General features: G+C 47.2%; 20 protein-coding genes, 1 pseudogene and 1 CRISPR repeat array. Of the genes and pseudogenes, 12 read left to right on the forward strand and 9 right to left on the reverse strand.

The window, feature by feature from the left end; all coding sequences use genetic code 11:
- Positions 1 to 122: 122 nt before the first annotated feature.
- Together ET33_RS06910 and ET33_RS06915 are read right to left on the reverse strand one after the other, a co-directional pair.
- Positions 123 to 1,631, reverse strand: a complete 1,509-nt coding sequence (locus ET33_RS06910; RefSeq protein ID WP_036678345.1) for an ABC transporter permease — start codon at positions 1,629 to 1,631, stop codon at positions 123 to 125.
- Between the two features lie 12 nt (positions 1,632 to 1,643).
- On the reverse strand, positions 1,644 to 3,086 hold the full coding sequence (locus ET33_RS06915) for an ABC transporter permease (RefSeq protein ID WP_036678349.1): 1,443 nt from the start codon (positions 3,084 to 3,086) through the stop codon (positions 1,644 to 1,646).
- A gap of 153 nt (positions 3,087 to 3,239) precedes the next feature.
- Here ET33_RS06915 and ET33_RS40405 point away from each other — a divergent pair, with 153 nt between their 5' ends.
- The 3 genes from ET33_RS40405 (at position 3,240) to ET33_RS06925 (ending at position 6,685) form a co-directional block, all read left to right on the forward strand.
- Positions 3,240 to 4,976, forward strand: a complete 1,737-nt coding sequence (locus ET33_RS40405; protein WP_036678353.1) for an ABC transporter ATP-binding protein — start codon at positions 3,240 to 3,242, stop codon at positions 4,974 to 4,976.
- 351 nt (positions 4,977 to 5,327) lie between these two features.
- Positions 5,328 to 5,622: a CRISPR direct-repeat array (repeat unit 30 nt; unit sequence GTTTTGAACGTACCTATGAGGAATTGAAAC).
- Between the two features lie 47 nt (positions 5,623 to 5,669).
- Positions 5,670 to 5,852, forward strand: a complete 183-nt coding sequence (locus tag ET33_RS38345; protein WP_152570599.1) for a hypothetical protein — start codon at positions 5,670 to 5,672, stop codon at positions 5,850 to 5,852.
- A gap of 362 nt (positions 5,853 to 6,214) precedes the next feature.
- Positions 6,215 to 6,685: a hypothetical protein gene (locus tag ET33_RS06925; protein ID WP_036678357.1), complete on the forward strand. Its 471-nt coding sequence runs from the start codon at positions 6,215 to 6,217 to the stop codon at positions 6,683 to 6,685.
- Positions 6,686 to 6,804: 119 nt separating this feature from the next.
- On the opposite strand, the gene ET33_RS40580 is transcribed toward ET33_RS06925, so the two are convergent.
- Positions 6,805 to 6,915: a Spo0E family sporulation regulatory protein-aspartic acid phosphatase gene (locus ET33_RS40580; RefSeq protein ID WP_081890225.1), complete on the reverse strand. Its 111-nt coding sequence runs from the start codon at positions 6,913 to 6,915 to the stop codon at positions 6,805 to 6,807.
- 206 nt (positions 6,916 to 7,121) lie between these two features.
- On the opposite strand from ET33_RS40580, the gene ET33_RS06930 reads away from it, so the two are divergent.
- Positions 7,122 to 7,340 (forward strand): helix-turn-helix domain-containing protein, encoded by a 219-nt coding sequence (locus tag ET33_RS06930; RefSeq protein WP_036678363.1) that lies wholly within the window; start codon positions 7,122 to 7,124, stop codon positions 7,338 to 7,340.
- A 19-nt stretch (positions 7,341 to 7,359) separates the two neighbouring features.
- Here the strand turns inward: ET33_RS06930 and ET33_RS39465 are convergent, their stop codons facing one another.
- The 5 genes from ET33_RS39465 to ET33_RS06955 all read right to left on the reverse strand — a co-directional run bounded on the left by ET33_RS39465 (position 7,360) and on the right by ET33_RS06955 (position 11,831).
- Positions 7,360 to 7,521, reverse strand: a complete 162-nt coding sequence (locus tag ET33_RS39465) for a toxin-antitoxin system HicB family antitoxin (protein WP_327204053.1) — start codon at positions 7,519 to 7,521, stop codon at positions 7,360 to 7,362.
- Positions 7,522 to 8,092: 571 nt separating this feature from the next.
- Positions 8,093 to 9,031 carry an alpha/beta hydrolase gene (locus tag ET33_RS06940; RefSeq protein ID WP_036678371.1) on the reverse strand — a complete coding sequence of 313 codons (939 nt, stop codon included), beginning with the start codon at positions 9,029 to 9,031 and terminating at the stop codon, positions 8,093 to 8,095.
- Positions 9,032 to 9,114: 83 nt separating this feature from the next.
- On the reverse strand, positions 9,115 to 10,167 hold the full coding sequence (locus tag ET33_RS06945) for an LLM class flavin-dependent oxidoreductase (RefSeq protein WP_036678375.1): 1,053 nt from the start codon (positions 10,165 to 10,167) through the stop codon (positions 9,115 to 9,117).
- 69 nt (positions 10,168 to 10,236) lie between these two features.
- The gene (locus ET33_RS06950) at positions 10,237 to 11,106 is read right to left on the reverse strand and encodes an NAD(P)-dependent oxidoreductase (protein WP_036678379.1); all 870 of its coding nucleotides are present in this window, start codon (positions 11,104 to 11,106) and stop codon (positions 10,237 to 10,239) included.
- 68 nt (positions 11,107 to 11,174) lie between these two features.
- A complete protein-coding gene (locus tag ET33_RS06955; protein WP_235206654.1) occupies positions 11,175 to 11,831 on the reverse strand; it encodes a TetR/AcrR family transcriptional regulator in 657 nt (218 codons plus the stop codon).
- 879 nt (positions 11,832 to 12,710) lie between these two features.
- Between ET33_RS06955 and cas6 the strand changes: the two genes are divergently transcribed.
- The 7 genes from cas6 (at position 12,711) to ET33_RS06990 (ending at position 20,810) form a co-directional block, all read left to right on the forward strand.
- Positions 12,711 to 13,454, forward strand: a complete 744-nt coding sequence (gene cas6 / locus ET33_RS06960) for a CRISPR-associated endoribonuclease Cas6 (protein WP_036678383.1) — start codon at positions 12,711 to 12,713, stop codon at positions 13,452 to 13,454.
- A gap of 174 nt (positions 13,455 to 13,628) precedes the next feature.
- Positions 13,629 to 15,149, forward strand: coding sequence for a hypothetical protein (locus ET33_RS06965; RefSeq protein ID WP_036678386.1), 1,521 nt, complete (start codon positions 13,629 to 13,631; stop codon positions 15,147 to 15,149).
- A complete protein-coding gene (gene cas10 / locus ET33_RS06970; protein ID WP_051775150.1) occupies positions 15,149 to 17,431 on the forward strand; it encodes a type III-A CRISPR-associated protein Cas10/Csm1 in 2,283 nt (760 codons plus the stop codon). The genes ET33_RS06965 and cas10 overlap by 1 nt, the downstream gene beginning before the upstream one ends.
- Entirely contained in the window at positions 17,432 to 17,929 is a 498-nt protein-coding gene (csm2, locus tag ET33_RS06975) for a type III-A CRISPR-associated protein Csm2 (protein ID WP_051775151.1), read from the forward strand.
- 5 nt (positions 17,930 to 17,934) lie between these two features.
- Complete coding sequence (gene csm3 / locus ET33_RS06980) at positions 17,935 to 18,600, forward strand: type III-A CRISPR-associated RAMP protein Csm3 (RefSeq protein ID WP_036678389.1); 666 nt, start codon at positions 17,935 to 17,937, stop codon at positions 18,598 to 18,600.
- Positions 18,597 to 19,541 carry a type III-A CRISPR-associated RAMP protein Csm4 gene (gene csm4 / locus ET33_RS06985; RefSeq protein ID WP_036678392.1) on the forward strand — a complete coding sequence of 315 codons (945 nt, stop codon included), beginning with the start codon at positions 18,597 to 18,599 and terminating at the stop codon, positions 19,539 to 19,541. Before csm3 ends, csm4 begins: the two co-directional genes overlap by 4 nt.
- Before the next feature lie 1,071 nt (positions 19,542 to 20,612).
- On the forward strand, positions 20,613 to 20,810 hold the full coding sequence (locus ET33_RS06990) for a hypothetical protein (protein WP_036678396.1): 198 nt from the start codon (positions 20,613 to 20,615) through the stop codon (positions 20,808 to 20,810).
- A gap of 480 nt (positions 20,811 to 21,290) precedes the next feature.
- On the opposite strand, the gene ET33_RS06995 is transcribed toward ET33_RS06990, so the two are convergent.
- Positions 21,291 to 22,382, reverse strand: a complete 1,092-nt coding sequence (locus ET33_RS06995; protein WP_036678400.1) for a hypothetical protein — start codon at positions 22,380 to 22,382, stop codon at positions 21,291 to 21,293.
- Positions 22,383 to 23,105: 723 nt separating this feature from the next.
- Between ET33_RS06995 and ET33_RS07000 the strand changes: the two are divergent.
- Positions 23,106 to 23,715, forward strand: a pseudogene (locus ET33_RS07000) (DNA-binding protein); the annotation flags it as partial.

Consider the following 23,715-nt stretch of genomic DNA (forward strand, 5'->3'; position numbering starts at 1 on the left):
AAATAGTTATGAAATATGAACTCACACACATTCATTTATCGCCCCTGCAAGATTCAAGCATCTGAAAAGGAGATAGAGTATGGATGAGGATTCCGAATGCGTTGCCTGCCAGGACGGCAGCCTTACTCCAGCTTCGGATCGAGCGCGTCGCGGAGACCGTCTCCCAGGAAATTGAAGGAGAGGACCAGCGCGATGATCGCCAGGCCCGGATAGATGGCTGTAAACGAGTGCGACTCCAGGTACGCACTGCCGACCTTAAGAATGTTACCCCATTCCGGGATATGCGGCTCGACGCCGAGCCCGAGAAAGCTCAAGCTGCTGGTCGAAATGACGGCGCTCCCGATGGTCAGCGTCGATTTGACGATCATCGGAGAGATCGAGTTGGGAATGATATGCTTGAACAGAATCAATAGATCGCCGGAGCCGAAAGCCCGTGCCGCCTGCACATATTCGAGCGTCGAGACGAGCATGACGTTCGCCCTCATCGTCCGCGCATAGGCGGGAATCGCTCCGACGCTCAGCGCGAGAATGAGATTCATGGTGTTGGCGCCGAATGCCGCGATGATCGCAATCGCGAGCAGGATGCCCGGAATGGCGTACAGGATGTCGAGCGCCCGCATGATCACGTTATCTGTCTGCCGGCCGAAATAACCGGAGATCGCACCCAGTATCCCCCCGATCACGACGGGGATCAGCGTGGACAAAAAGCCGACGAACAACGAGATTCGCGCGCCGAACACGATTCGAGAGAACAGGTCGCGTCCGAAATTGTCGGTGCCAAGCGGGTAAGCCAAGCTCGGAGCCTGCAAAATCGCCCCGTAGTTGTTTTCGATCGCCATGCCGTAATCGAACGTCAGATAGCTGCACACGGCGATGGTAAGCAGAAAGCAGATAAAAAACAAACCGAGCATCGAGGTGGAGCTTCTGGACAGGCGCTCGACGGCATGGTGAAGCTTCGAGTCCGACATCTGTTCCTTGTCGCGCAGCTTGGCGATCAGTAGGAGGCCGAGGAACAGGGCGAACAGATTGCCTGTTGCAGCGGTCGCCAACAGCGCGATGGCGACGATCCACATCCACTTGGGCAAAATCTTGTCTTCTGCATAGCACGCTACTAGCAGCAAGGCGACCAGTTGGAGCACGGCTGCTACGATGAGCAGCGCCATGCCATGCAGGAACGTATTGGCGACGTAAGGCTTGAATACGTTCAAGGCCGAGACGGCGAAGACGAACAAGGTCGTAAGCAACGTATAAAAGGCCAACGTATAGGTGGCGCTTTTCTTGCGTTTGATGAGCTGGAAAGCCGCCGTCCCGACGAAAATATTGGCTGTCAGCAAGCTGAGCAGCAGCACATAGCCTAATCGGCGCGTGGCCCGCCGCAGCTCGCCGCTGCGAAGCAGGTCTCTTTTGATCAAGAACCTGACCGCTAACTGCAGCAGCCCAAAAACGAGATAGGCGGCGCATGCAGCCAAGACGGCCGGCTTCCAGACCGCGCCGGACCCGTCGTAGCTGTTCAGCAGCAGCACCAAGGCGATTCCGAGCGAAGCGATGCCGGAGAAGCCGGCTTGACTGTATTCCGGGCAAGAGGCCAGCCGGAAGTGGACTTCATGTTTGTTTGGTTGAATTGTATTCACGGCTGCCACCTGCTAGTATTGTTTCATTTTTGAACGGATTCTTGGATCAAAAAACGCGTACAAAATATCGATCACGACATTGACGATAGAGATTGCGATCGCGGTATAGACGACGCCGCCCATAATCGCGGGAATGTCCGGGATGAACTGCTTGTCCACGATATAGCTCCCGATGCCGTTAATGTTGAACACCTTCTCGGTCACGGCCGAGCCTCCGAGCATTCCGCCGAACTGAAGTCCGATGACCGTAATGATCGGGATCAGCGCGTTGCCTACCGCGTGCCTCCACAGGACGCGCCTGCGGGATAGCCCCTTGGCTTTGGCGGTCGTAATGTAATCCTCGTGAATGACCTCAAGCGTGGAAGAGCGGGTCATCCGCGCGACCGCCGCCGTTAGGCCCGTCCCCAGAACGATAACCGGCATGATCATCGACAGCCCGTTCTCCGGATTATAGGTGGCGGGAAGCCATTGCAGCTTGATCGAAAAGTTCAAGATAAAGATCAAGCCTTGCCAGAAGTTCGGGATCGACAAGCCGAGCAGCGCGATGAACATAAACGTATAATCGAAAAACGAATTTGGCCGCGTCGCCGATATAATGCCGATCGGCAGGGCGATGAGCACCGCAACGATCGTGGATATCACCGTGAGTGTCAGCGTCACGGGGAATTTTTTGGCGATGGCCGTCGTAACCTCCTCGTTGCCCGCAAACGACTTGCCGAGATCGAAGGTCAGGATGCCTCTTAGCGTATCCCAGAGCTGAACCAGATAGGGCTGATCCAATCCGTACAGCTTTTTGAATGCGGCGATCTGCTCGGCGGTCGCGGTTTCCCCGAGAATATTGGCGGCCGGTTCCATCGGCGATATGTACAAGATGGTGAAGACCAGGAAGGCGACGCCGAAAATGACCAGCACCGTCATGACCAGCCGTTCCACGATGTATTTCAGATAAGCGTTGCCGTAGATTCCGATCAGCGCATACATCAGGATGCCCGGCAGGAAAGTTACAGCCAGAAACGCCGGGTTTTGGATCAACATCCGAAACGTCTCCGCAAACGTGACCTGCGTCTCGTGATGCTGCTCCAGATGAGCCTCGACCTGCTGCTGCAGAGCTTCCTTGAACTTTTCGGAGGCTATGCGCTCCGCTTCATGCTCTAACTGCTTCTGATCGACCTGTTGGTTGAAAAAATGATGCTTCCGGGTCAACTGCTCCTTCGTTTCCGATAAAATCCGGTCCCGGTAGCCGGATTCCAGCAGCTTGCGTTCCAGACTTCGGCGCAGTTCCTGATGCGCCTTCCGTTTGCGCCCATATAGGTAGGCGATGCCGACAATTACGTTTACGGGCGCCCCTGCGAGCAGTAGCAGGAAACGATAAGCCGGGTGCAGCAACATTTTGGAGTAGATGTTCCCGATTCGGTCAACGAGACGGGAACCTGTCACGACCGTTTGCCCTGTCAAGCTTGTGCGCTCCCTTTCAAGTAAATTAGCATTTTACTATTTGCATTATTCCGATTGTTATAGTAGATTTTAAGATAAGGGTCGAAAAATGTCAACAATTACAACCGATGAAACCAGGTTTTTCAAAATTTACGATTCAACGCAGGTGACTCCATGGATACGTTATTGCAGGTGAACCAATTATCCGTTTCATTTTATTCTCGCGATAAAGAAGTCGAAGCCGTCCGGAATGTGAGCTTCGAGGTACGCAAGGGCGAGACGCTCGGGATCGTCGGAGAATCCGGCAGTGGCAAGAGCGTCACGGCGCGCACGATCATGCGTCTGCTGCCTTCGCCACCCTCGATGGTGAAGGGCGGAGAGATTTTATTCCAAGGCCAGAATCTGGCCCATAAAACCGAACAAGAGATGGAGCAGATCCGGGGGCGGGAGATCGGAATGATTTTTCAGGACCCGATGTCTTCGCTCAACCCGACCATGCGGATCGGCAAGCAGATCGAGGAGAGCTTGATCAAGCACCGGAAGCTCTCCAAGACGGAAGCGCGCAGGGAAGCGATCGAGATGCTGCGGATGGTTGGCATCCCGTATAGCGAGGCGCGCTATATGCAGTATCCTCATGAATTTTCCGGCGGCATGCGTCAGCGGGTGATGATTGCCATCGCGCTCGCTTGCCGTCCGTCGCTGCTGATCGCCGACGAACCGACAACTGCGCTGGATGTAACGATACAGGCGCAGATTTTGCATCAAATGAAGGAGCTTCAGCTTAAGCTCGGCACCTCGATCATCCTCATTACGCACGACTTGGGCGTCGTTGCCGGCATGTGCGACCGCGTCGTCGTCATGAAGGAAGGAGAGATCGTCGAGACGGGCACGACGGAAGAGATTTTCTACTCGCCGAAGCATCCTTATACGATCCGGCTGCTGAACGCGCTGCCCCGGTTGGACGAGAAGAAGAAGCCGAAGCCCGTGCCGCTCATCACGAGATCGGCCGAGGATCGTCCGCTGCTGGAGGTCCGGTCGCTGAAGCAGTATTTTGATCTCGGGAAGGGGCAGATCGTCAAGGCGGTCAACGATATCAGCTTCGATATCCGGGCCGGCGAGACGCTTGGCGTCGTAGGCGAATCCGGGAGCGGTAAGTCGACGACGGGGCGAGCGATTCTTCGTCTGAACGAGCCTACCGGGGGCGAGGTGCTTTTCAAGGGGATCGCCTTGAACCGGCTCAACCGTGGTGAAATGAAGACGATGCGGCGCTATATGCAGATGATTTTCCAAGATCCGTACGCTTCGCTGAACCCGCGTCTCCGCATCGTCGATATCATTGGTGAGGCGCTAGACGTGCACCGGATCGCAGGAGGGAAAAAGGAGCGGCAGAAGCGGGTCGAAGAACTGCTCGATATGGTCGGGCTTAGCCCTGCGCATGCCATGCGGTATCCTCACGAATTCTCGGGGGGGCAACGCCAGCGGATCGGCATCGCCCGCACCCTGGCCATCGAGCCGGAATTTATCGTGTGCGATGAGCCGTTGTCGGCTCTGGACGTCTCGATCCAGTCGCAGATCGTGAAGCTTCTGGAGGAGCTGCAGCAGCGATTGGGTCTTACCTATCTGTTTATCGCGCACGATCTGTCGATGGTCAAGCATATCAGCGACCGCGTGGCGGTGATGTATAAAGGCAAGATCGTGGAGCTGGCTGAAAGCGAGGAGCTGTACGAGAATCCGCAGCATGCCTATACGAAGTCGCTGCTGGCCGCGATCCCGGTTCCCGATCCGAAGGTGGAATCGCAGAAGACGTTCACCGCTGAGGCGGAATCCTCGAAGGCGGACCCGTACGGCTTGGAGCGCTCAAGCTTCGTTGAAGTGAAGAAGGGGCATTGGGTGGCGGTTGCTGAAGGGTAGGGTAAGGTGTGAGGGTTTGGGGATGAGTGGGTAGGGGATTAGGAATTAGGGTCGATTCCGTTCGCTGTGTTCGGCCGCTGGAAGAGATTGAAGGCGAGGATATTAAAGAGGTAGAATTAGCTTAAGCCATAGGAATAAACCAAAGCGTCAGAGTTTAATTCCGTTGGAAAAAAACGGGCAAAGTTGTATAATGTAACTACGCATTTGTGTCGTCGACCTCCAATGCTGTAAAAAAGCCGGGGGATCGACGACAACGAAGACTGCACGGGTAAAGAGATTTTGGTAGCTGACGTGAGGGGGAGAATTGTTTGTTAGATGTGTGGGAATAGCGTAACGACGGCGTTTTTGTGGGTTTTGAACGTACCTATGAGGAATTGAAACAGGATAGTCTTCAGGCTGCTGGATTGTGTTTGCTAAGTTTTGAACGTACCTATGAGGAATTGAAACCGTTGTCGTGCTGATTAAGTCGTTCATTCCGTTCTCGTTTTGAACGTACCTATGAGGAATTGAAACTTGAACGATAAGTGAAACTGTAGCGTACTCACTACGTGTTTTGAACGTACCTATGAGGAATTGAAACCACGATCAGAGAGCTTCAACGAGGAGGCGGCGCCAAGTTTTGAACGTACCTATGAGGAATTGAAACCGAAAGAAACCTCGGGTACGGGCGGGATGTCTTAGGCAAAATATAGCTTGAGAAAAAAGGAAGTTTCTTCTCATGTTGACGAACTGCTTCAAGCTTTAGAGGTAGCAAAAAGGATGAAGTATTTTACGGGTTTTGAAATGTGTGTTGCTGCAATCAAGAAAACAATCGACGCTCTTTCTGAAGACCAAAAGGAGCGATATAAACAATTATTGGGAGTGAAAAACGAATGAGGAAAGTATTTTTTTCATTAGCTTTTCTTCTGGTATTAGGGATTGTGACAACTCCACCACCTGGGCTAAATCAGCAACCTGTGACAGCTTATGTAGACGTTGGTGTAGGCGAATAGAAAAAATAACTCCTGAGCTCTTGGGTTCAGGAGTTATTTTTTTCTCAAAAAAGTTGAGATTTTTTCGCAAATTGGATGCGACGCTGCAGGAAGGCATCAGGGCAGGTTTTGCAATAAACGGATGATAATGAAAAGTTTATTTTCTAAAAAACTATTAATATTTATATTACATTACTTACATTATGAGTAATTTAATGTTATTATTTTACTGTAAATTAAACTTATTAAGATACAGGAGTGATTAAAGTGAAAATTTTGAAAAAGGTTTGTATGGTTTCGGCACTTGCATGTTTGGCTTTTGCAGTACCTGTTAGTGCTGCGGATGTGAATGTTCCGGCAAGTTTCGCTGATAAAACACCTGAGACAAGCAATATCATTTCACTCGCCAGTGATCCTAGTGGGAGTTATACTCTTAAACCGTGGGAAACTCAATCATTTTACTGGATATTACCTGCTAGCAATAAAACGCTCACATATGAAGCGAATCAACAGGGTGTATCCGGTGGTATTCCATTTTTAAATTATAAGCATTACATTTACAAAAATGGGAATTGGGAACTGATAAAGGAATATAATGCTTCGGGAAATGGGGTACGCAGTGAAATTTTGGGGAGTGACTCATCAACGTTTTATCGTCTCGATGTTACAAATGTCATGTACTACTCTGGCACAACCGATGTCAAGCTTAATATCCAATTTTATGATTTCCAAAACTAAGAATATAGGCGGATCATCACTAATAATCACCCTTGATATTACCGCCCCAGGGGTGGTATGACTAGCGGAGTAGTTGCGTGATGCATCCGGCTTAGGGACGGACAATTGAGCATTCCCCACTAGCTTCGGCCGGTGGGGGATCGTTTCATCATTTCATATTCGTTCAGGGCATCGTCTAATCTCTGACTGGCCGCTATGACTTCGGGATCGGAGAGGCCTTTATTTGACAAAGCATTTCGGCCCTAAGCTCCACTATCTTCATTAGAAGGCTTTCCAAATCGCACATAATATTTTCTCCAATTATCAAGGATCAAAGATCATCTATGCAAAACGGCACGCTGCGCGGCGGCCGTGAGGCGGATATCCGCGACCATCCGGTAATAAGCCGGTAGGTTTCGGCCCGTTCCGCGGCGGGCCTCGTCAGGCGGGGTGTCCTATGATCCGGTCAAAGTTAAAGGAGATTGCAGACTCTCGGGGGTTGTCGATCCGGCAGATCGCTACGGGGGCCGATATCCATTTCGAAATTGCTCGCAGAATGTACAATGGTACAATGGAAAGATATCCTCGGGATATGCTGGACAAGCTATGTGAATTTCTTGGGGTGGAAGTAAGAGATTTGTTGGAAAGACGAAAAGAGTCCCCGCCAGTCGATTGAACTGGTCAGGGACTCTTCACTATTTGCTTAACTTATACAGCATGTACTGGTTAAGTGATACGCCCTCAAGCTCAGCGGCGGTTGCTAAATCACGGTGCAATGTCTTAGGCATACGCACCCGGATACTGCCGCTATAATCAAGTGTTGAATGGAGAAAGCTGGGGACGAAATGGGGACACACTTCACTTGGAACCTCAATTATTAACTCTGATTACGAACGGATACGAACAGGAAAAACCCTTGATTATCAAGGGTTTTAAAGATATACTCGGATTCAATATAGATACATTTCAATTTATGAGGAATTGAAACTATCCGGATTTCTGTTTGCCGGGCTAGCCCAAGCGGGTTTTGAACGTACCTATAAGGAATTGAAACTCGAAAGCTCTTTTATGTCCAATCTAACGTTGATGATGGTTAGAACGTATCTACGGAGAAATTGAAACATCCTTCGGCGACTAAGGACGTCATAGTCGAAGTTGTTCCAGCTTCGAAAAAGTGGGTCTAGTTCGAAGGAAGAAAAGTCTTTACGGGTCGACACCTGTATCCGGAGCAACATGATTGGAGATAAACCTGCATCAACTTGAAGCGCTGCATATACCGTACACCGTCGTTGGAGTGGCTGCAACAAGAGCATCCTCTCCCTTGGAGGAGAAGATGCTCCTTGACACTGATGGTTTCATTATGACTGCAGTGGAAGCTGTTTTACGGCCCTTACGTATATCCGTGTCGATTCTTACAATCTGAATAGATTAAGTATGAAGGGCACGGGCCATCGCATCCATATAGCTTTGAACGGCGTGCTGACTCACTTCCGCTTCTGGAACGAAACTTTCAAAAAGGTGAAAGCATCCGGGATACAGATGAAATTCGACATCTACACCTGCTTGTGCAAGCCGCGTTACATATTCGATCGTCTCATCTCGGAACAGATCAAGCTGACCCACACACGTATAGGTTGGTGGCAGCCCTGCCAAATTCTCCGCTCTCGACGGTACCGCATAGGGAGATAATTCGCTGGCATCGTTCTCCTCGCCCAGGTACATGTTCCAAGCCGCCAAGTTGTTCGTTCGGTTCCAGATTGCGCGATCTTCCGTAATCTCATGGCTTGATGGCGTGATGTTACGGTTGTCGAGCATCGGGTACAACGGCATTTGAAAGATAATGGATGGTCCGCCTTTATCACGTGCCATCAGCGCGAGCGCTGCTGTTAGCCCGCCGCCGCCGCTTGCGCCGGCAATCGCAACCCGGTTCACATCAATTCCCAGCGATTCCGCCTCCTCTGTCATCCAGACCAGGCCAGCATAACAATCTTCGATAGCTGCTGGGTAAGGGTTCTCGGGAGCAAGCCTGTAATCCACCGACACGACTACGCATCCAGCCGTCTGAACGAAGCGTTCGCACAATTCATCGTCCATATCAGGATGTCCCATCACATATCCGCCTCCGTGAATCCACAGCATGGCTGGAAGCTTGTCACCCTTTCGTCCGGCAGGTTCGTAAATTTTAGCCAGCATCTCACCTGCAGCACCCGGAATCGTTCGACTGGTTATGTGTACATGCTCTGACTTCTTCACAGGCGGAGCCGACACCAGACTTCTGCTCCACTCCAAATTCTCTTCCAATTGAAACCCGGGAAATTGTGCAAAAGCCTTTCTTAATTCTGGCAATATACGTTTATCCATACTCATGTAAATCCCTCCGGCAATATAATGAAACGAAACGGGATCTTCGTTTATTCTCGTGTTCTGAATGACGATTGAAAGGATACTCCTTATTCCATCTCAGCTTCCCACTTGGCAATTTCCTCTCTTACCCGTGGAGCAACCTCGGTTCCGAGCAGCTCGATGGCCCGCATGACCAGCTCATGCGGCATCGTGCTTAAGGGTACATACATCATAAAGCGTGTAATGCCTACATGCTTGCGCAGGTGGATGATCTTCTGGGCAACCGTTTCCGGATCACCAACATACAATGCGCCTTCAAAACGTCGGGCAGCATCAAAACTGGACCGGTCATAATACGCCCACCCTCGCTCTTTGCCGAGTTTATTCATACCGGCCTGAGTAGACGGAAAAAATGTATCTGCCGCCAACTCTGTATCCTCTGCAACGAATCCGATTGAGTGAGACCCCACCCGAAGCCGCGATACATCATGACCAGCATGGGTTGCCGCCTTCTTGTAAAGCTGTACAAGCGGTGCAAAATGCGTCGGACTTCCACCAATGATCGCCAGGATCAATGGCAGTCCCAGAAGACCTGCACGTACGGCGGACTCTTGGGTACCTCCGCTGCCAATCCATATGGGTAAAGAGTCCTGAACGGGACGGGGGTACACACCAAGATTATGAATCGCAGGCCGATGGCCTCCCCTCCATGTTACTTTCTCGGATTCCCGTAATTTCAGTAGCAGTTCGATACTTTCATTAAATAACTCCTCATAATCATGTAAGTCATAACCAAACAACGGAAAAGACTCAATAAAGGAGCCTCTGCCTGCTATGATCTCGGCACGTCCATCGGAGATGCCATCAAGCGTAGCAAAATCCTGAAACACACGTACAGGATCGGCTGATGAAAGGACCGTTACAGCACTAGTCAGCCGAATCCGTTTAGTTAGAGGTGCAGCAGCAGATAACACAACTGCCGGTGAAGAAGCAGCGTAATCTTCCCGATGATGCTCACCTATGCCGAAAACATCAAGTCCCACCCGATCTGCAAGAACGATTTCTTCGACTACTTCACGTATTCGCTGCGCGTGGCTTACCACTATACCAGTCTCAATATCAGGCTTTGTTTCTACGAACGAAGTAACACCTATTTCCATGGTTCATCTCACCTTTTTTGATTTTTCTCCTGCACTACGCCCAACAGAGATTCGGGGCAACCCTAATTTTTAAGAAGAATGCTCTAGACAACGGATTAAAGCCGTCCAATCCATTTCACCATAACCTCGGGCCATTCCTACAGAAAAATGATTATGAATAAGTTGGCCCAGAGGCAGAGGAGCATGGACGGACTGCGCTGCCTTTATAGCCAGTTCAACATCCTTCAGCCCAAGCTTCATTTTAAAACCGGCCGGTTCAAAACGCTGTTCTGTCATTATCGCTCCATAGTTCTGATATACCGGAGATTGAAAAAGAGCATTCACGACATCCATAAAGCGGGCCGACTCTAAGCCGTGCTTTTCCACCATCAGCTGCGCTTCCGACAAAGCTTCCAGCATTGAAGCAATTAAAAAGTTTACGCCTATTTTTACAACATTCCCTTGTTCGCTATGATCCCCAATCTCGAATATTTCTTGACCCAATGCTGCTAAAACAGGAATTACTCGTTGTCTGGCTTGTTCCGGACCTGCCAAAATGATGCGTAATTTAGCTGCTTTAGCGGCATCCGGACGCCCCAGTACCGTGGCGGACACAAAGTATTGCTTTTTCTCTGCATGCGCGGTAGATAATTTCCGAGCCAGATCTACACTTATCGTACTTGCAGATATGTGAATCCCTTTTTCTGGCAATCCGTTCAGTATTCCATTCGGCCCCTTAACGACCTCCTCCAAAGCCGCATCATCAGAAAGCATGGTTATGACAAGATCGCTCTCTTTGGCTGCCTCCAACGGTGTTTCGGCATATCGTGCTCCCTGATGCATTAAGGGTTCCGCTTTTTCGGGGGTACGATTAAAAATGATTAATTCATAACCGGCTTTCAACAAATTTTGTGCCATTGGAAAGCCCATATTTCCAAGCCCAATAAACGATACTTTCATAAGTCTCATCTCCATGTTTAATATGAATACGATAACGGAACAATCGTTCCAATATAGTCAAAAAAAATTTATATTCCTTCAGTTACAATTTTTATCATGTCCTTTGCGCGTTGCTGATCTGGATCTACTTTTACCATGACATTTATGCTTTGATGTAAATTTAGCAATAAGTAAGACAAAGCTTTGATATCTGTAGTTTTATCGATTTCGCCTGATTGTCGGCCTTTTTCCAAAAGCTCAGAAAAAGCCTGTTCCAAATTCGAAAAACTGGTCTTTATTAATTCATTTAATTTTTCATCCGGCGATTCCAGTGTTGTAGCTGCGTTCGTTACAAAACACCCGCCCGGCAGGCTAGTATCGTACGCTGTCGCAATATGATGCTCAAAATATTGTCGAAGTCCTGCTCTAACGCTTGATGCCCGTTCAAGAATGACCCGTTTATTGAGGCTAACCTTTTTGTAATGTTCCAATGCAGCAATGTACAATGCTTGCTTGTCGGAAAAAGTATCGTAAAGACTGGATCGGCTAATGCCCATAACTTGTAGCAAGTCCGGAATGCTTGTTGCCTCATAACCCTTTTTCCAAAACAACAGCATCGCTTGGTGTAGCGCTTGATCCTCGTTAAACTCTTTTGTCCTAGCGATGAGTAACACCTCCCGTAATTGCAATATAACATATCTGAACCGATCAGTCCAGAAAGGGTGAAAAGAAGACTTTTTTTTCATAACAATTCTCTCTGAACTAAAAATTTGCGGGCTGGCTGAAAGCGAGGAGCTGTACACCCGCAGCATCCAACACGAGTCGCTGCTGGCCGCGATCCCGGAACGGGCAGGGAGTTACAAATTAGGAGTCGGTTCCGTTCTTTGTGTTCGGTCGCTAGAAAAAATTGAAGGTAAGGACACCAAAGAGGTAGAATTAGCATAAGCGATATAGGAACATGCTAAAGCAGAGTTGAATTCTGTTGGAAAAAAGCGGGTAAAGCGTTATAATGTAACTGCACATTTGTGTCGTCGACCTCCAATGCTGCAAAAAAGTCGAGGGATCGACGGCAACGAGGGTCTCGCGGGAACAGAGATTTTGGTAGCTGGCGTGAGAGGAATTTGTTTTTTTATAGGTGAAAAATGGCGTAACAGCGGCGTTTTTACGGGTTTTGAACGTACCTATGAGGAATTGAATCGCGTTGATAGGATATTGTCTTCAGTAACGACTCCGAAGTTTTGAACGTACCTATGAGGAATTGAAACTTTTCGTTGGACAGGTGTCCGCCGAAGCGTACTTTCTTGTTTTTAACTTACCTACGAGGAATTGAAACATGAATTCGGCCCGAGTAACCTTCCCATCAGGCTTAAAAGTTTTTTAACGTACCTATAAGGAATCGTCACTCGCAAGCTTCCTTTACAATCTCTTTCTTTTTTACCGGTGATTAACCGTACCTATGAGGAATTGAAATTTTCAATTATATATGTCACAGAGATATTTTTTTCTTACCTATGAGGAATTAAAACTAACCAACTGCAATATATTTCCCATCTGGAGAGAATGACGTTTATCGTACCTACGAGGAATAGGAAGTTTGTTATAAGCTCAAGGAGGCAAGCAGCTTAGTGCGTATACGAATCAAATTCCAATTCAAAGAAAAGTTAAATGTTCCGGTTCATCATCAGGAGCTGCTCCACGGTATGATTTATCATTGTATCGGGGATGACGAATTTCGAGATCGGCTCCATAACATCGGATTTCCATATGAAAAAAGGCAGTTTCGCATGTTCTGCTTCTCCAAATTAATGGGAGCCCATCAATTCGAAAATGGCAGGATCTTCTTTACGTCGCCGGTATCGTTTATTTTTTCGAGCTTTCACGATCGATTGGTTAGCGAATTGGCGACTACGTTGTTGGCTAAAAAGGAACTGGTTATCGGCCAGAATCGCGTAACCATGGCGGGCATCGAAGTGGTTGACGAAAAAATAAGCTCCGCCATGCATATCCGAATGATAACGCCTGTAACGATGTACAGCACCTTGATCGAAAATAATCGTAAAAAAACATACTATTACTCACCGACAGAAGAAAAATTTTCCGAACTGATAGCCAATAATGCCTGCAAAAAATACGAGGCCATTCACGGTAATCCGGCTCCGGAAACGAACTTAGAGCTAACGCCGTTGGATTCTCGAAGCCTGAGGCCCAAAACGGTTTTATTCAAAGGCACGATTATCAAAGGGTGGATGGGCGATTTTCGATTAACGGGTCATCCAGAACTGCTTCGTATCGTTCATCAGGCAGGAATCGGAGCTAAATGCTCGAACGGGATGGGTTTATTTTCAGTGGTTCGTCATTTGGGCGAATGAAAAACGAATATAACGATAAGTACAAAGCGATCGTTCATCTATGAGGATGGGCGATTTTGTCGTTTCTTAGAAAAACATGACAATATTTTTGTAGAGAATGGAAGGAATAAGGGAATCCATGTCAAATGTAGTAGTATTGGTTCATTTTCACTTTTTTTATAGGGCGGTGGAACTATGGCGATCGTGCTGGCCAATATCGGAACTTCGGACATACAACGAGACGGTTCTCGAATACCGGAAGAGGAACGCCTTAATGCAATCAACCTTATGCATGAAGATTTACAGGAGCAAACGAACGTCTTTCAGCCCAAATTTCCGATTTTGTGGTCGATCGACAAATTTCTTAGGTCCAAAAATGAAAAACTGGAATGCCTTATTCTGTTTTATACAGAGCAGGAAGGTTTAGATTTCCGCAGCTCGGATACCCGCATGGATTTTGAAATTATTCACTTATCGATAACCCAACAGAAGTTGTTCGAAAGCCATAATCCGATGCTTTTGGGGTATCCGATTCACAAAGCGCCTTATTCTTATGATCGGATGTTTTTTCATTACCGGCAGGCGATGGAGCAAATTTTGCGCCAATTGACCGAATATAATGTAAATTTAAACCAACCGTTTTATGTTTCGGTGGCGGGAGGAACGCCGGCGTGTAATTTCGGGCTGCTTCATGCCGTGAATACCACGAGAGAGCTGCCCCGCAACAAGCAATTTATCTACTCCCCGCGCCCGGTGAGGAAAGGAGATCCGCAGCCGCCCGCGGTGGAGATTGAGGTAGACGCTTATTTATCGGTCGACGAGCTTCTGTATAACTTCCGGGAACTATTCGAAGGGCATCACTACGGTCAAATCAAGAGGCTGTTGGAAAGCTTCAAGCTGCTTCAAGAAAAGGATGCGACCGAGGTCCATTTTCTTGATGCGCTGCTCCTGCGTAAAAATTTGCAGTACGATGAGGCTGTACAAAAGTTGAACTGTATAACGAACCATGATTTTAAAGAAGAAGCATTTTTCAAGAAATGCTTCGTTGATACGCAGAATTTGATGAACGGAATCAAGCTCAACGGGCAGCGGGTGCAGGAAAAGCTTCGCAAGCCGGAGATTAAGAGGTTGCTCGAAGAGCAATACTGGAAGCTCGAGAACTATTACGCTCTTGAGCAATATAACGACTGGGTTACAATTTTCATGAGTTTATATGAGAATATGCTTCGTCTCAAAGCAATGGATGGGGTTGGAACGGCGCCGAATGAACATAATCCCGGTCAGTTAAGGGAAGCCATTCGTTCGTGGGCGACAATTCATGGTTTTGAATCTGTTCTTTCGGATAAATTTGTGAAGGGCGAACAAGATTTTCCTACCCGTAGCACGCATCAGAAAATGGTTTCTGCTCTGGAACCGGACAGCTTGCTTGACGAGAATAGTCCGCTCGCAGTCAAACTGAATCGCATTTATAAAGAGCGTAATGAGCTGGTTCACCGTTTCGGGGGCTTGACCAAAGAAACGATAACGGACACATTCAGCCCGGCCAACTGGCAAACCGAGCTTAAGGGATTGCTGCACAAGGAGTTCCATTGCCAGCTAAAAGAGAATCCGCTCACTGAAGTTCATGACGGGTTCCTTCATTGGCTCCGTCACCGGCTTCACCAGCGTGTAATGTCTCATGGAATGTACAGGGAACAAGAAGGTGAAAAAGAGTAATGAAAGAGACCATTGTCGCTTCGTATTATTATCTGCTTTATCATACACTAAGACATTCTCTGCCCGCTTCCGATTTCGAAGCTCACATGGAGTACATTCGTCAACAGCAAAAGGCAGTCCGAGGAGAAAAAGTGCTTCAGATCCTTGAACAATTACAAGAGGGTCGCACGGATCAGGCAAGCCTATCATCCATTCGTAAAGCTCTTGCCATCCTGGATATCGTGCCCGAAAACGATGCTGACTCGCTGAGAAGATTATCTTCCGTATTTTGCTATATCGAACTGGAGCAGCGTTACGAGAGGCAAGTTGTCTATGATTTTGCGGAATTGAGCGAGCGTGCTATTTTTCCGAAGGGGGAGAAAGCGGAGCTTTCGGCCGATCCTCACGCGTACATTCGGAGGTTTGTGAGTTCCTTGAACCGGCTGTGGAACCAGGAGGACTTATCGTTTGAAGCGTTTTTCGCCAAATTAAAGAATACGGTAGAGCATTATGCCTGGTGCATCGCATCCGGATCTAAACCGTCCCATCAATACGTGCCCGTATCGGAACAATGCAGTATGCTTGGTGCTTTGGCCGCGGCATTAACCAGCGAAAGAATGGAAGATTCGGGACGGATGACGTTAGTTGTCGGTGATTTGTCCGGTATACAAAAATATATTTTCGATATTGCCCAGACAGGGGCAGGAAGTGTAGCGAAACGTTTGCGGGCCCGTTCCTTCTTTCTCAGCGCGCTATCGGACATCATTTCCCATCGGATCGTTCATCGTTTCGGTTTGCCGCTTTCGAATATTGTGATGTCTTCGGGAGGCAAGTTTTATATCTTACTTCCGGGCGGGACATCTACGCTCAGGGAGTTAACCTGTGTCCAGGAAGAGTTGGACCGCTGGTTTTTGGAACAATACCACGGAGAAATCGCTTGTAATCTGGCTGGCGAAGTCATTGTTGCGGATGACTTGACCCATATGGACAAGATTATGGAACGATTGAACCTTACGCTGCGCCAACGCAAAATGAATCCGCTTCTCCACGGGCTGACTGCGGGGGAACATTGGGATACGAACAACTGGCTCATTCGGCAGCAGGAGACGGGCCGTCGATGTTCGGTTTGCAAGAAATTCGCGGTAGATGAAGGGGAGCTATGCAAGCACTGCCGGTTTGATGAGGAAATGGGGCAGAGGTTGGTTCGTGCGCGTTATTTTGTGTATCGCTATCCTTCGCAGCGCGGGCTTCCCGTTGTGGACGGATATAGCGTGGAGGCTGTGGAGTCTCCTCCGGCCTACGAGGACAGTATTTATTTGGTATACCGGTTGAATAGTCCGGCCGTGGATACGGATGATCGTCTTCCGATGGTAACGAAATATGTTGCAAACTATATTCCAGTAGCAGACGAGAACGGTTGCCCGCACTGTCTTGCTAAAGGCGATGCTCAAGACCCAGTCAGACCAGGCGCTCCTTTGCAGTTTGAATGCATTGCGGAATCCGCAATCGGGGCCAAACAGCTTGGTTATCTGAAGGCGGACGTGGATTATTTAGGCAGTGTTTTCGTGTTCGGCTTAAATAGGGATGGTCAGGCAGTCCAGCTACAACAAATCGCGGTACTTAGCAAAATGCTGGATTTATTTTTTTCAGGTTGGGTGCACAGAATCATCTCTGAAAAATACCGCCGGGTATACACGGTATTCTCAGGTGGAGACGATCTGCTTCTAATCGGGGCTTGGGATGAGATCGTTCGTTTGGCCCAGGAGATTCATCTGCAATTCCGTGAGTTTGTCGGAGATAACCCGAATTTGACGCTATCCGCCGGTATCACGTTCTGCAAGTCGCATCAGCCTGTGGCCAGGCAGGCGACAGTTGCGGAGGAGGAATTGGATCGGGCCAAGGAAAGTCCGAGCCGAACCCGACCGGAGGGCCGCAATCAAGTGTCTGTCTTGCAGCAGGCCATGAACTGGGAACAGTTTGTTGAGTTTTGCGAAGAGGCGAAGCGTCTGGCTGCGATGTGGGAGCAAAAACAGGTTACCTCGGCGTTTCTCTACCGTTTATTGGATTATGCGGAGATGTATCGGACTTATACCGCCGGGGACACCCAGGGACTGCGATTTTACCCGAAGCTCGCTTATGATATTGCGCGTAATTTGTCCGACGAGAAGGATAAAGAGGTTAGAATTTGGGCCCAGCGTTTTCTCACAATACAGGAAGATCATCCTTTATTAATGCTAAAACCTTTAATCCAGATGAGCAGATTGTATCGTTTAAATGACGTCATCGGAAAGGAAGAGATGTAAATGTGGCCGGAACGTTATCTGGTAGACGGGTATTATGACGAGAAGGGACAGCTGCGAAGGGAAATCATCGTCGAACATGCAAAGCAAGTGGCAGACATGTTGGCGGAGAGAGGACTGACAAGCGCTTCGATGCGCCGGTTCTATAGTAAGGTGCTTGGGGTAACCAATAAGTTTCGTACGTTGGGAAATTTTGATATGGTACGTCCGCAAATCGACAAGCTGGAGGCCGATGTCGCTTATGCCGTGAAAAGAGGAGTTGTGCCACCGGCTTTTGAAACCTTTATCCAGAAAAATGTCCGCCTGGCTACCGTGTCACAGCAAGGACTGCTCGGGTTCTTCCAGCATTTTCAGAGCGTTGTTGCTTTCTCTCCTAATACGGAAGGCGGGGGACAAAGATCCCATGGAAATTCAGGTAATCGCAGACCAGACAAGCCTTACGGAGGAGCTTCTTATTCAAAGGATAATCATTTTAATAAAAATCAACCTACCAGGAGGTAACCAAGATGAAGCTGGAGAAGCATATTTTGATCCGTGGAGTAATTCATTGCCTGAGCGGCTTGCGTATTGGCGGCTCGAAGGAACAGTTGGAAATCGGGGGAATAGACAATAACATTATTCGTCATCCTTTGACCAAACATCCTTACATTCCGGGCTCTTCACTGAAAGGCAAAATGAGATCATTGCTTGAGTACAAATATTCTCAGATTACGAAAGATCCTTGCCGCTGCGGCACTTGTAATGTATGCGAATTTTTTGGTTCATTCGGACCGACCAAAGCTCCGACAAGGGTATTGGTGCGGGATGCTACCTTGACGAGAGAATCTTTGGAGATTCTTCAGGAGGCACTTTTCGAGACGGGTATTCATTTTGCGGAAATTAAGACAGAGAATGCCATTGAAAGAAATACCGGAAGAGCAAAAATGCCGCGCCAGCAAGAAAGGGTTCCAGCGGGAAGTGAATTCGATTTCGAGATTAGTCTGCGTAAATTCGATTTTGATGACGAGCGAACGCTGGTTGATTTCGTGCTTGAGGGAATGAAATTGGTGCAGCAGGATTACCTCGGAAGTTCAGGCGGACGGGGGTATGGGCAGATCGAATTCCGCCATGTCTCGGTTGACGGCAAGCTTGTGGATTCGTTAAGGCACGATGCTGGCGGGAACGACAAATGAAACTGATACGTTACCGCCTGCACTTTCGTTCGGGATTAGTAACTCCGCTGCACAGCGATACGCTGATGGGAACATTAGCGTGGGCAATATTGCAGCATTACGGGGAGGGTGAACTGAGCCGGTGGATACAACAGTGTGAAGAGCAGCCGCCTTTTGTTATTTCCAACGGCTTTCCCGGAGATTTGCTGCCGAAATTAATTATGCCTTCGCCTGTTGGTGCATATGGGATGAATAGCAAACAAGACATGATTCGCGAAATGAAGTTAAACAAACAGCGAAAGGATCGCAAATGGCTGACAATAAATGAATTTGACGCGATGAGAAGCGGTCGCTCCGTTATTTGGGAGGAGGCGGGGAATCCAACCATCTCCCGTATGGAGCAGCATGTTATTATTGATCGGTCTACGGGAACGAGTCTGGAGCGAAACGGGCTCTTCGACACCGAGGTGGAATACGCTCAAGTGTATTCTTTGTACGTACGATTTTTGGATTCGTCGTATCAGAAACGATTCGAAGAGCTTCTGACGGGAGTCGGGCAAATCGGCTTCGGTGCGAAGAAGAGCAGTGGTAAAGGAGTTTTTAGGCTGGAGCGAATTGACGAGAACCTTGCTGATCTGGATGCCTGTGAGGATAGCAATGGTTATGCAGTTTTATCCTGCTGCGTGCCTTCCCGGCATGATTCGGTGAGAGGATTTTACAAGGTTGCTACGAAATACGGGAAGGTCGGGGAAAACGTCCCTGGTGGTCGGCATCCGTTTAAACGTCCGTTAATCATGGTCCAACCGGGATCTTGTTTTTACTCGCCAAGCTTGCCCCCTTACTTCGGTACGGTGGTGAGAAATGTTTCACCAGAAAATCCAAAGATCGTGCAGCTTTGCTTTGGTCTGACCGTTCCTGTGAAGCTTCCGAAGTTAGACGGAGACCAACCTGAAGAAGCTTAAAGCGGAACTGAATAGTATAATCGAAGACGATGACGATTCGGTTATTTTATATACCTGGCGGACCCAGAAGTACTCGGATCGGGAGTCATGGGGTTGGAAAAATGTGGACAAAGCCTTATAATTTAACTGTGCATTGTGCATGTTGTCGTCGACCCCCAATGCTGCAAAAAAGCCCGGGGATCGACGACAACGATAGCTGCACAGCGGAAGGGTTTGTAGCGTTAGCTGTGGGAGAGATGAAATTATGGGATATGTGGAAATGGCGTAGTGGCGGATTTTTGTGGGTTTTGAACGTACCTATGAGGAATTGAAACTAGGAGGCACACTATGGCATTCAACGACCTGTACAAGTTTTGAACGTACCTATGAGGAATTGAAACCCGTAGCCGCCAAACCCTGTCCCGGGTCCGCCATCTCGTTTTGAACGTACCTATGAGGAATTGAAACGACGATACAAGAGTTTGACCTTTTACGACTCTTTCGTTTTGAACGTACCTATGAGGAGTATAAACCTTGTAATATAATAATCTGTAAAGCCTTGCTGCATAAGGGGCTTTAATGAGGGGGGAAACTGTCCCGTTTTCGTTCTAGGGACGAATTGGGGACGGACTCTATATAGAAGAAGGGCGGCGTTCAAACCTATCAAATTTAGAGGTTGCCCGTTCTTCCATTGTTTTTGTGACGTGGCTGTATGTCGTAATCAAGGTGCGCTCATCTGAGTGCCCTAAGCGTTCGGCTACAGCACTCTTTCATGTACCAAGCTCTCAAGCGCCACAACCTCTCCGCGTCGAAACGCACCGGAAAATGTCCCCAAGATCATGATTCGCCAAACTACAGGCCGTCGATATAGCGCATCAACGATCGCAGTTATTTCAGCTTCGTTGTAAACTTCGATCTTCGTCTTTGATTTCTTTGGCCAGCGTAGGCCGTCGCACGAATTCGTATTGATTAAATTCCATTCCTTTGCACGGCAGAAGACGTTTCGCAATACCCGAAGAATGTACCTAAAAGTTGAATCACATCATATCTGAATATGGACTTGAAAAATATGGTACGGAGACACAGGAACCAATGCTTGATGCGAGGGTAACAAATACAGTTATCGATACTTGGATGAGTCTGGCATGGAAGGAGCTGGACGTAAAACGGCAGAAGGCAGTACAGGCTGGAGACGGCACCGCGGCCGCAGCGTATGAGGAGCAGGCCGATTACATTCATTGGCTGGCGAATGAGCTACGGAAGGCATCCGGGCAACAAATTGAAGTTTAATAAAACGGCGTGCATCCCTTCATAAAAGGCTGCACGCTGTTTTTTTAAGGACGTTGATTGCCAGGATCGCGAACCAAAGATCGGCCCTTGCCGCGTAGATGCGAACAAGAGCCATTTTTTGCATTGTTCCACGAAATCAAAATTGCCGCTCGGGGCTAAAATTGGAACTTCGTTAATTCGTTGTGGTTACAGGGGCGACCGCCAACATTACATTTTCCCTTGGATTATCCACTTTCTTATGGTGGCAACTCCCAGAATGATTACCCCTAATAGCAAAAATGAAAAAATGAGGTACATAATTCTTACACCTTGGAGCTCTTCCCATTTTATGAATGTGAATATAAAAAGAGCGATATCTAATAAGGTCAAAAATATTTGTGGAATAATCCAAGCCCAACGTAACTTACTGTTCTTTATGTTGATCCCTCCTTTTCTAAAAAGAAGAGTAAGCGCGTCGAGTTGACGCGCTTATTAATTATTTTAAAATCCATTAACGACGCTGAATGTGGTATTTTCCCAGTATGCCCCACCGTTGAAATTCATCACTCTTGCATTTTCGCAGTATTGTGCTGCCACTCTACTCAAATCCAATCGAGAAACAGTTGCATAAACTGTGGAAGTTATTCCAGCAAATGTAGACAGCGCGCCGCCATAATATAGTGTTATTGTAACCCAACCTGCTGGTCCTGTACCATAGCCAGCAACAATTGTAATAAGTCCCATAATTGCCGATCCCCAACCAACTACTTCTGGCCATACCGGTGCTTCCATGTATTGATTAATGTAAGTATCGTAACCATTAATGCTAGTCTTAAATTGAGTCATAGAATTTGCATTTTTAGAACTTCCATAAGTGGAACCTTCATATCTTAAGTACATATGACCTTGTGCGCCTAGTGTTTGTACACGGAACCATCCTGTACTTGTATTATGATTATAATAATTATCATATGCTCCGGCCATTTCAATAGAAGCGGCGGTACTCAGCGCAGCAAATGCTTTTTTTGCTTCAGGATCATTTTTTAATTTTTCAAGATCAGCCTTCTTCAAACCCTGTGCTTTCTGTGGAGCAGCCTCGGGGAGTTTAGCTACATAACCTTCAATTTCCTTCTTAATTTTAGTTTTTTCATCATTCGACAAGTTTACTTGGACGAATTTTTCTGTTTTCTTTGCGGTAAGCCCTACCTTTTGTTGGACATGTGGAGTATTTGAAGTTTCTGATTGTTTAATAAATGTAGCTTCTCCTGAATCCCAATTATTATAGTATTCCTCGTGTTTGATAACAGAGTTCTTGAAGGAATTGTTTTGGTCAAAATGGTCCTCAACAACACTTATCTTCGTTTTGATTTCTCCGCCCACATCAGTAATTTCAGTTATTGCATTGACGTTTTTGTATCCTATAGGAACATACAATCCTTCAGCATTTTTAGTATCCGATAAAGTTTCAATGCTGTAAGATTCAACGGTAATTTTAGTGTTATCAACGGGTTCGGCATTAACTGCGGGGACTACGACTGAGACACAGATCATTGTAGCTGTTAAAATAAAGCTTAGAGTCTTTTTAAATACCATTGATAACGCCTCCGATAGATTAAGATTAATTTGCTGAAAATGAGTCTTTTGCGAATACACCTGAAGGAGCTGTTCCAATGTAACTCATGGTGAAAATTTTTTTGATAGCAATATTCGTACTTACTTTTATGGGGTTATTGCATCCCTCCGCCTCCCAACTTTGATCAATATTTCAATATATTGGTGTTTAAAGCATATTAACGTAAGTTGGGTTAAAAAGGTTGCACAGGAAAAAAATATTTTTTTAAAATAATGCTATTGTCCCATGTTGTTCACCCTATAAAAAAACAACCGCTCGCGTAAAAGCTTCTCGATGCGCTCACTACTATATATATCCATACTAAGATCTAAAATTACACATATCTCAGCTGCACCCTTAATCCGGCCACATCCCTCCAAATTGAGTGTTTTTGAACAATGGTCGGCCGACTGGATCGTTCTTCTATAAAATACCACGTATTCCAATATAATTCACATGGGACAAAACTACTTTTTTATGAGCATTTAGTAGTACCAAAAAAGGCGATATTGCTAGGATTTGTCCAGAATATCGTGTAAAAATATGTATTTATTTGTTGGTAAATGTCATAATTCGTTGTTTTACTCTCGTTTTTTACTGTTTTTTGCTGATAATCGGTTAATCTCCTCTAAATGTTCTATATTGCCATCGAAAACTACCAGATGTAATATTATGGTATCTATTGAAGGGAGTGTTTGGGGCAAATGACAAATCTAGGGTTTGGGGCAGAAATGAAAGATCAATTCTATGCTGTAGCAGAGCAACTTTTCAAAGAGGAAAAGAAGGCAGAAGCAGCGCCCTTGTATCGTATTATCACTGACCGGACAGATCATAACGATCAAACGTTTCTCCTGTGTCAATTCCGGCTGTTTCAATGCCTCGTTGGAATTAGCACGGAAGAAAATAAGGAAGCGCTAGAGCGCTTTGAGCCGTTCTATAGCCGCCTGTCAGAAGAAACGCGACTTGATGCTTTGTTACTGCTGGCGAATGTCTGCTATTCACTTGGTGACTGGAAAAGAGTTGAGCGTTATGGGGACGAATTGTATGCATGTGCTATTTTTGTTTATGACCGATTAAAAAAAGAAAAATTTGTTAAAAACCTACATACTGATCGGCATTTAGTGGTATATTATGGTCATGGGCTGAGGATCAAAGGGTTTGTTCTTACCATGCAAGGGCAATATGAAGAAGCGAAAAAATGCGTGGCCGAGTATTCAGACCTTGGATGGTTCGAGTGCCTGGATGACATGGGGAAAAAGGAGGTTGAGAAGTTTCGAACTTGGGGCAAGGCTAATATGTACAATCTCGAATTAA

The organism is Paenibacillus tyrphae (genome assembly GCF_000722545.1).
GTDB classification, from domain to species: domain Bacteria; phylum Bacillota; class Bacilli; order Paenibacillales; family NBRC-103111; genus Paenibacillus_G; species Paenibacillus_G tyrfis.

What these genes read in the sequence shown, in the direction of transcription:
- ET33_RS40405 (WP_036678353.1), top strand. Translation starts at nt 3,240, where the DNA reads ATGGATACGTTATTGCAGGTGAACCAATTATCCGTTTCATTTTATTCT.
- ET33_RS06930 (WP_036678363.1), top strand. Translation starts at nt 7,122, where the DNA reads ATGATCCGGTCAAAGTTAAAGGAGATTGCAGACTCTCGGGGGTTGTCG.
- ET33_RS06940 (WP_036678371.1), bottom strand. Translation starts at nt 9,031, where the DNA reads ATGAGTATGGATAAACGTATATTGCCAGAATTAAGAAAGGCTTTTGCA.
- ET33_RS06945 (WP_036678375.1), bottom strand. Translation starts at nt 10,167, where the DNA reads ATGGAAATAGGTGTTACTTCGTTCGTAGAAACAAAGCCTGATATTGAG.
- ET33_RS06950 (WP_036678379.1), bottom strand. Translation starts at nt 11,106, where the DNA reads ATGAAAGTATCGTTTATTGGGCTTGGAAATATGGGCTTTCCAATGGCA.
- ET33_RS06955 (WP_235206654.1), bottom strand. Translation starts at nt 11,831, where the DNA reads ATGAAAAAAAAGTCTTCTTTTCACCCTTTCTGGACTGATCGGTTCAGA.
- ET33_RS06965 (WP_036678386.1), top strand. Translation starts at nt 13,629, where the DNA reads ATGGCGATCGTGCTGGCCAATATCGGAACTTCGGACATACAACGAGAC.
- cas10 (WP_051775150.1), top strand. Translation starts at nt 15,149, where the DNA reads ATGAAAGAGACCATTGTCGCTTCGTATTATTATCTGCTTTATCATACA.
- csm2 (WP_051775151.1), top strand. Translation starts at nt 17,432, where the DNA reads ATGTGGCCGGAACGTTATCTGGTAGACGGGTATTATGACGAGAAGGGA.
- csm3 (WP_036678389.1), top strand. Translation starts at nt 17,935, where the DNA reads ATGAAGCTGGAGAAGCATATTTTGATCCGTGGAGTAATTCATTGCCTG.
- csm4 (WP_036678392.1), top strand. Translation starts at nt 18,597, where the DNA reads ATGAAACTGATACGTTACCGCCTGCACTTTCGTTCGGGATTAGTAACT.
- ET33_RS06990 (WP_036678396.1), top strand. Translation starts at nt 20,613, where the DNA reads ATGCTTGATGCGAGGGTAACAAATACAGTTATCGATACTTGGATGAGT.
- ET33_RS06995 (WP_036678400.1), bottom strand. Translation starts at nt 22,382, where the DNA reads ATGGTATTTAAAAAGACTCTAAGCTTTATTTTAACAGCTACAATGATC.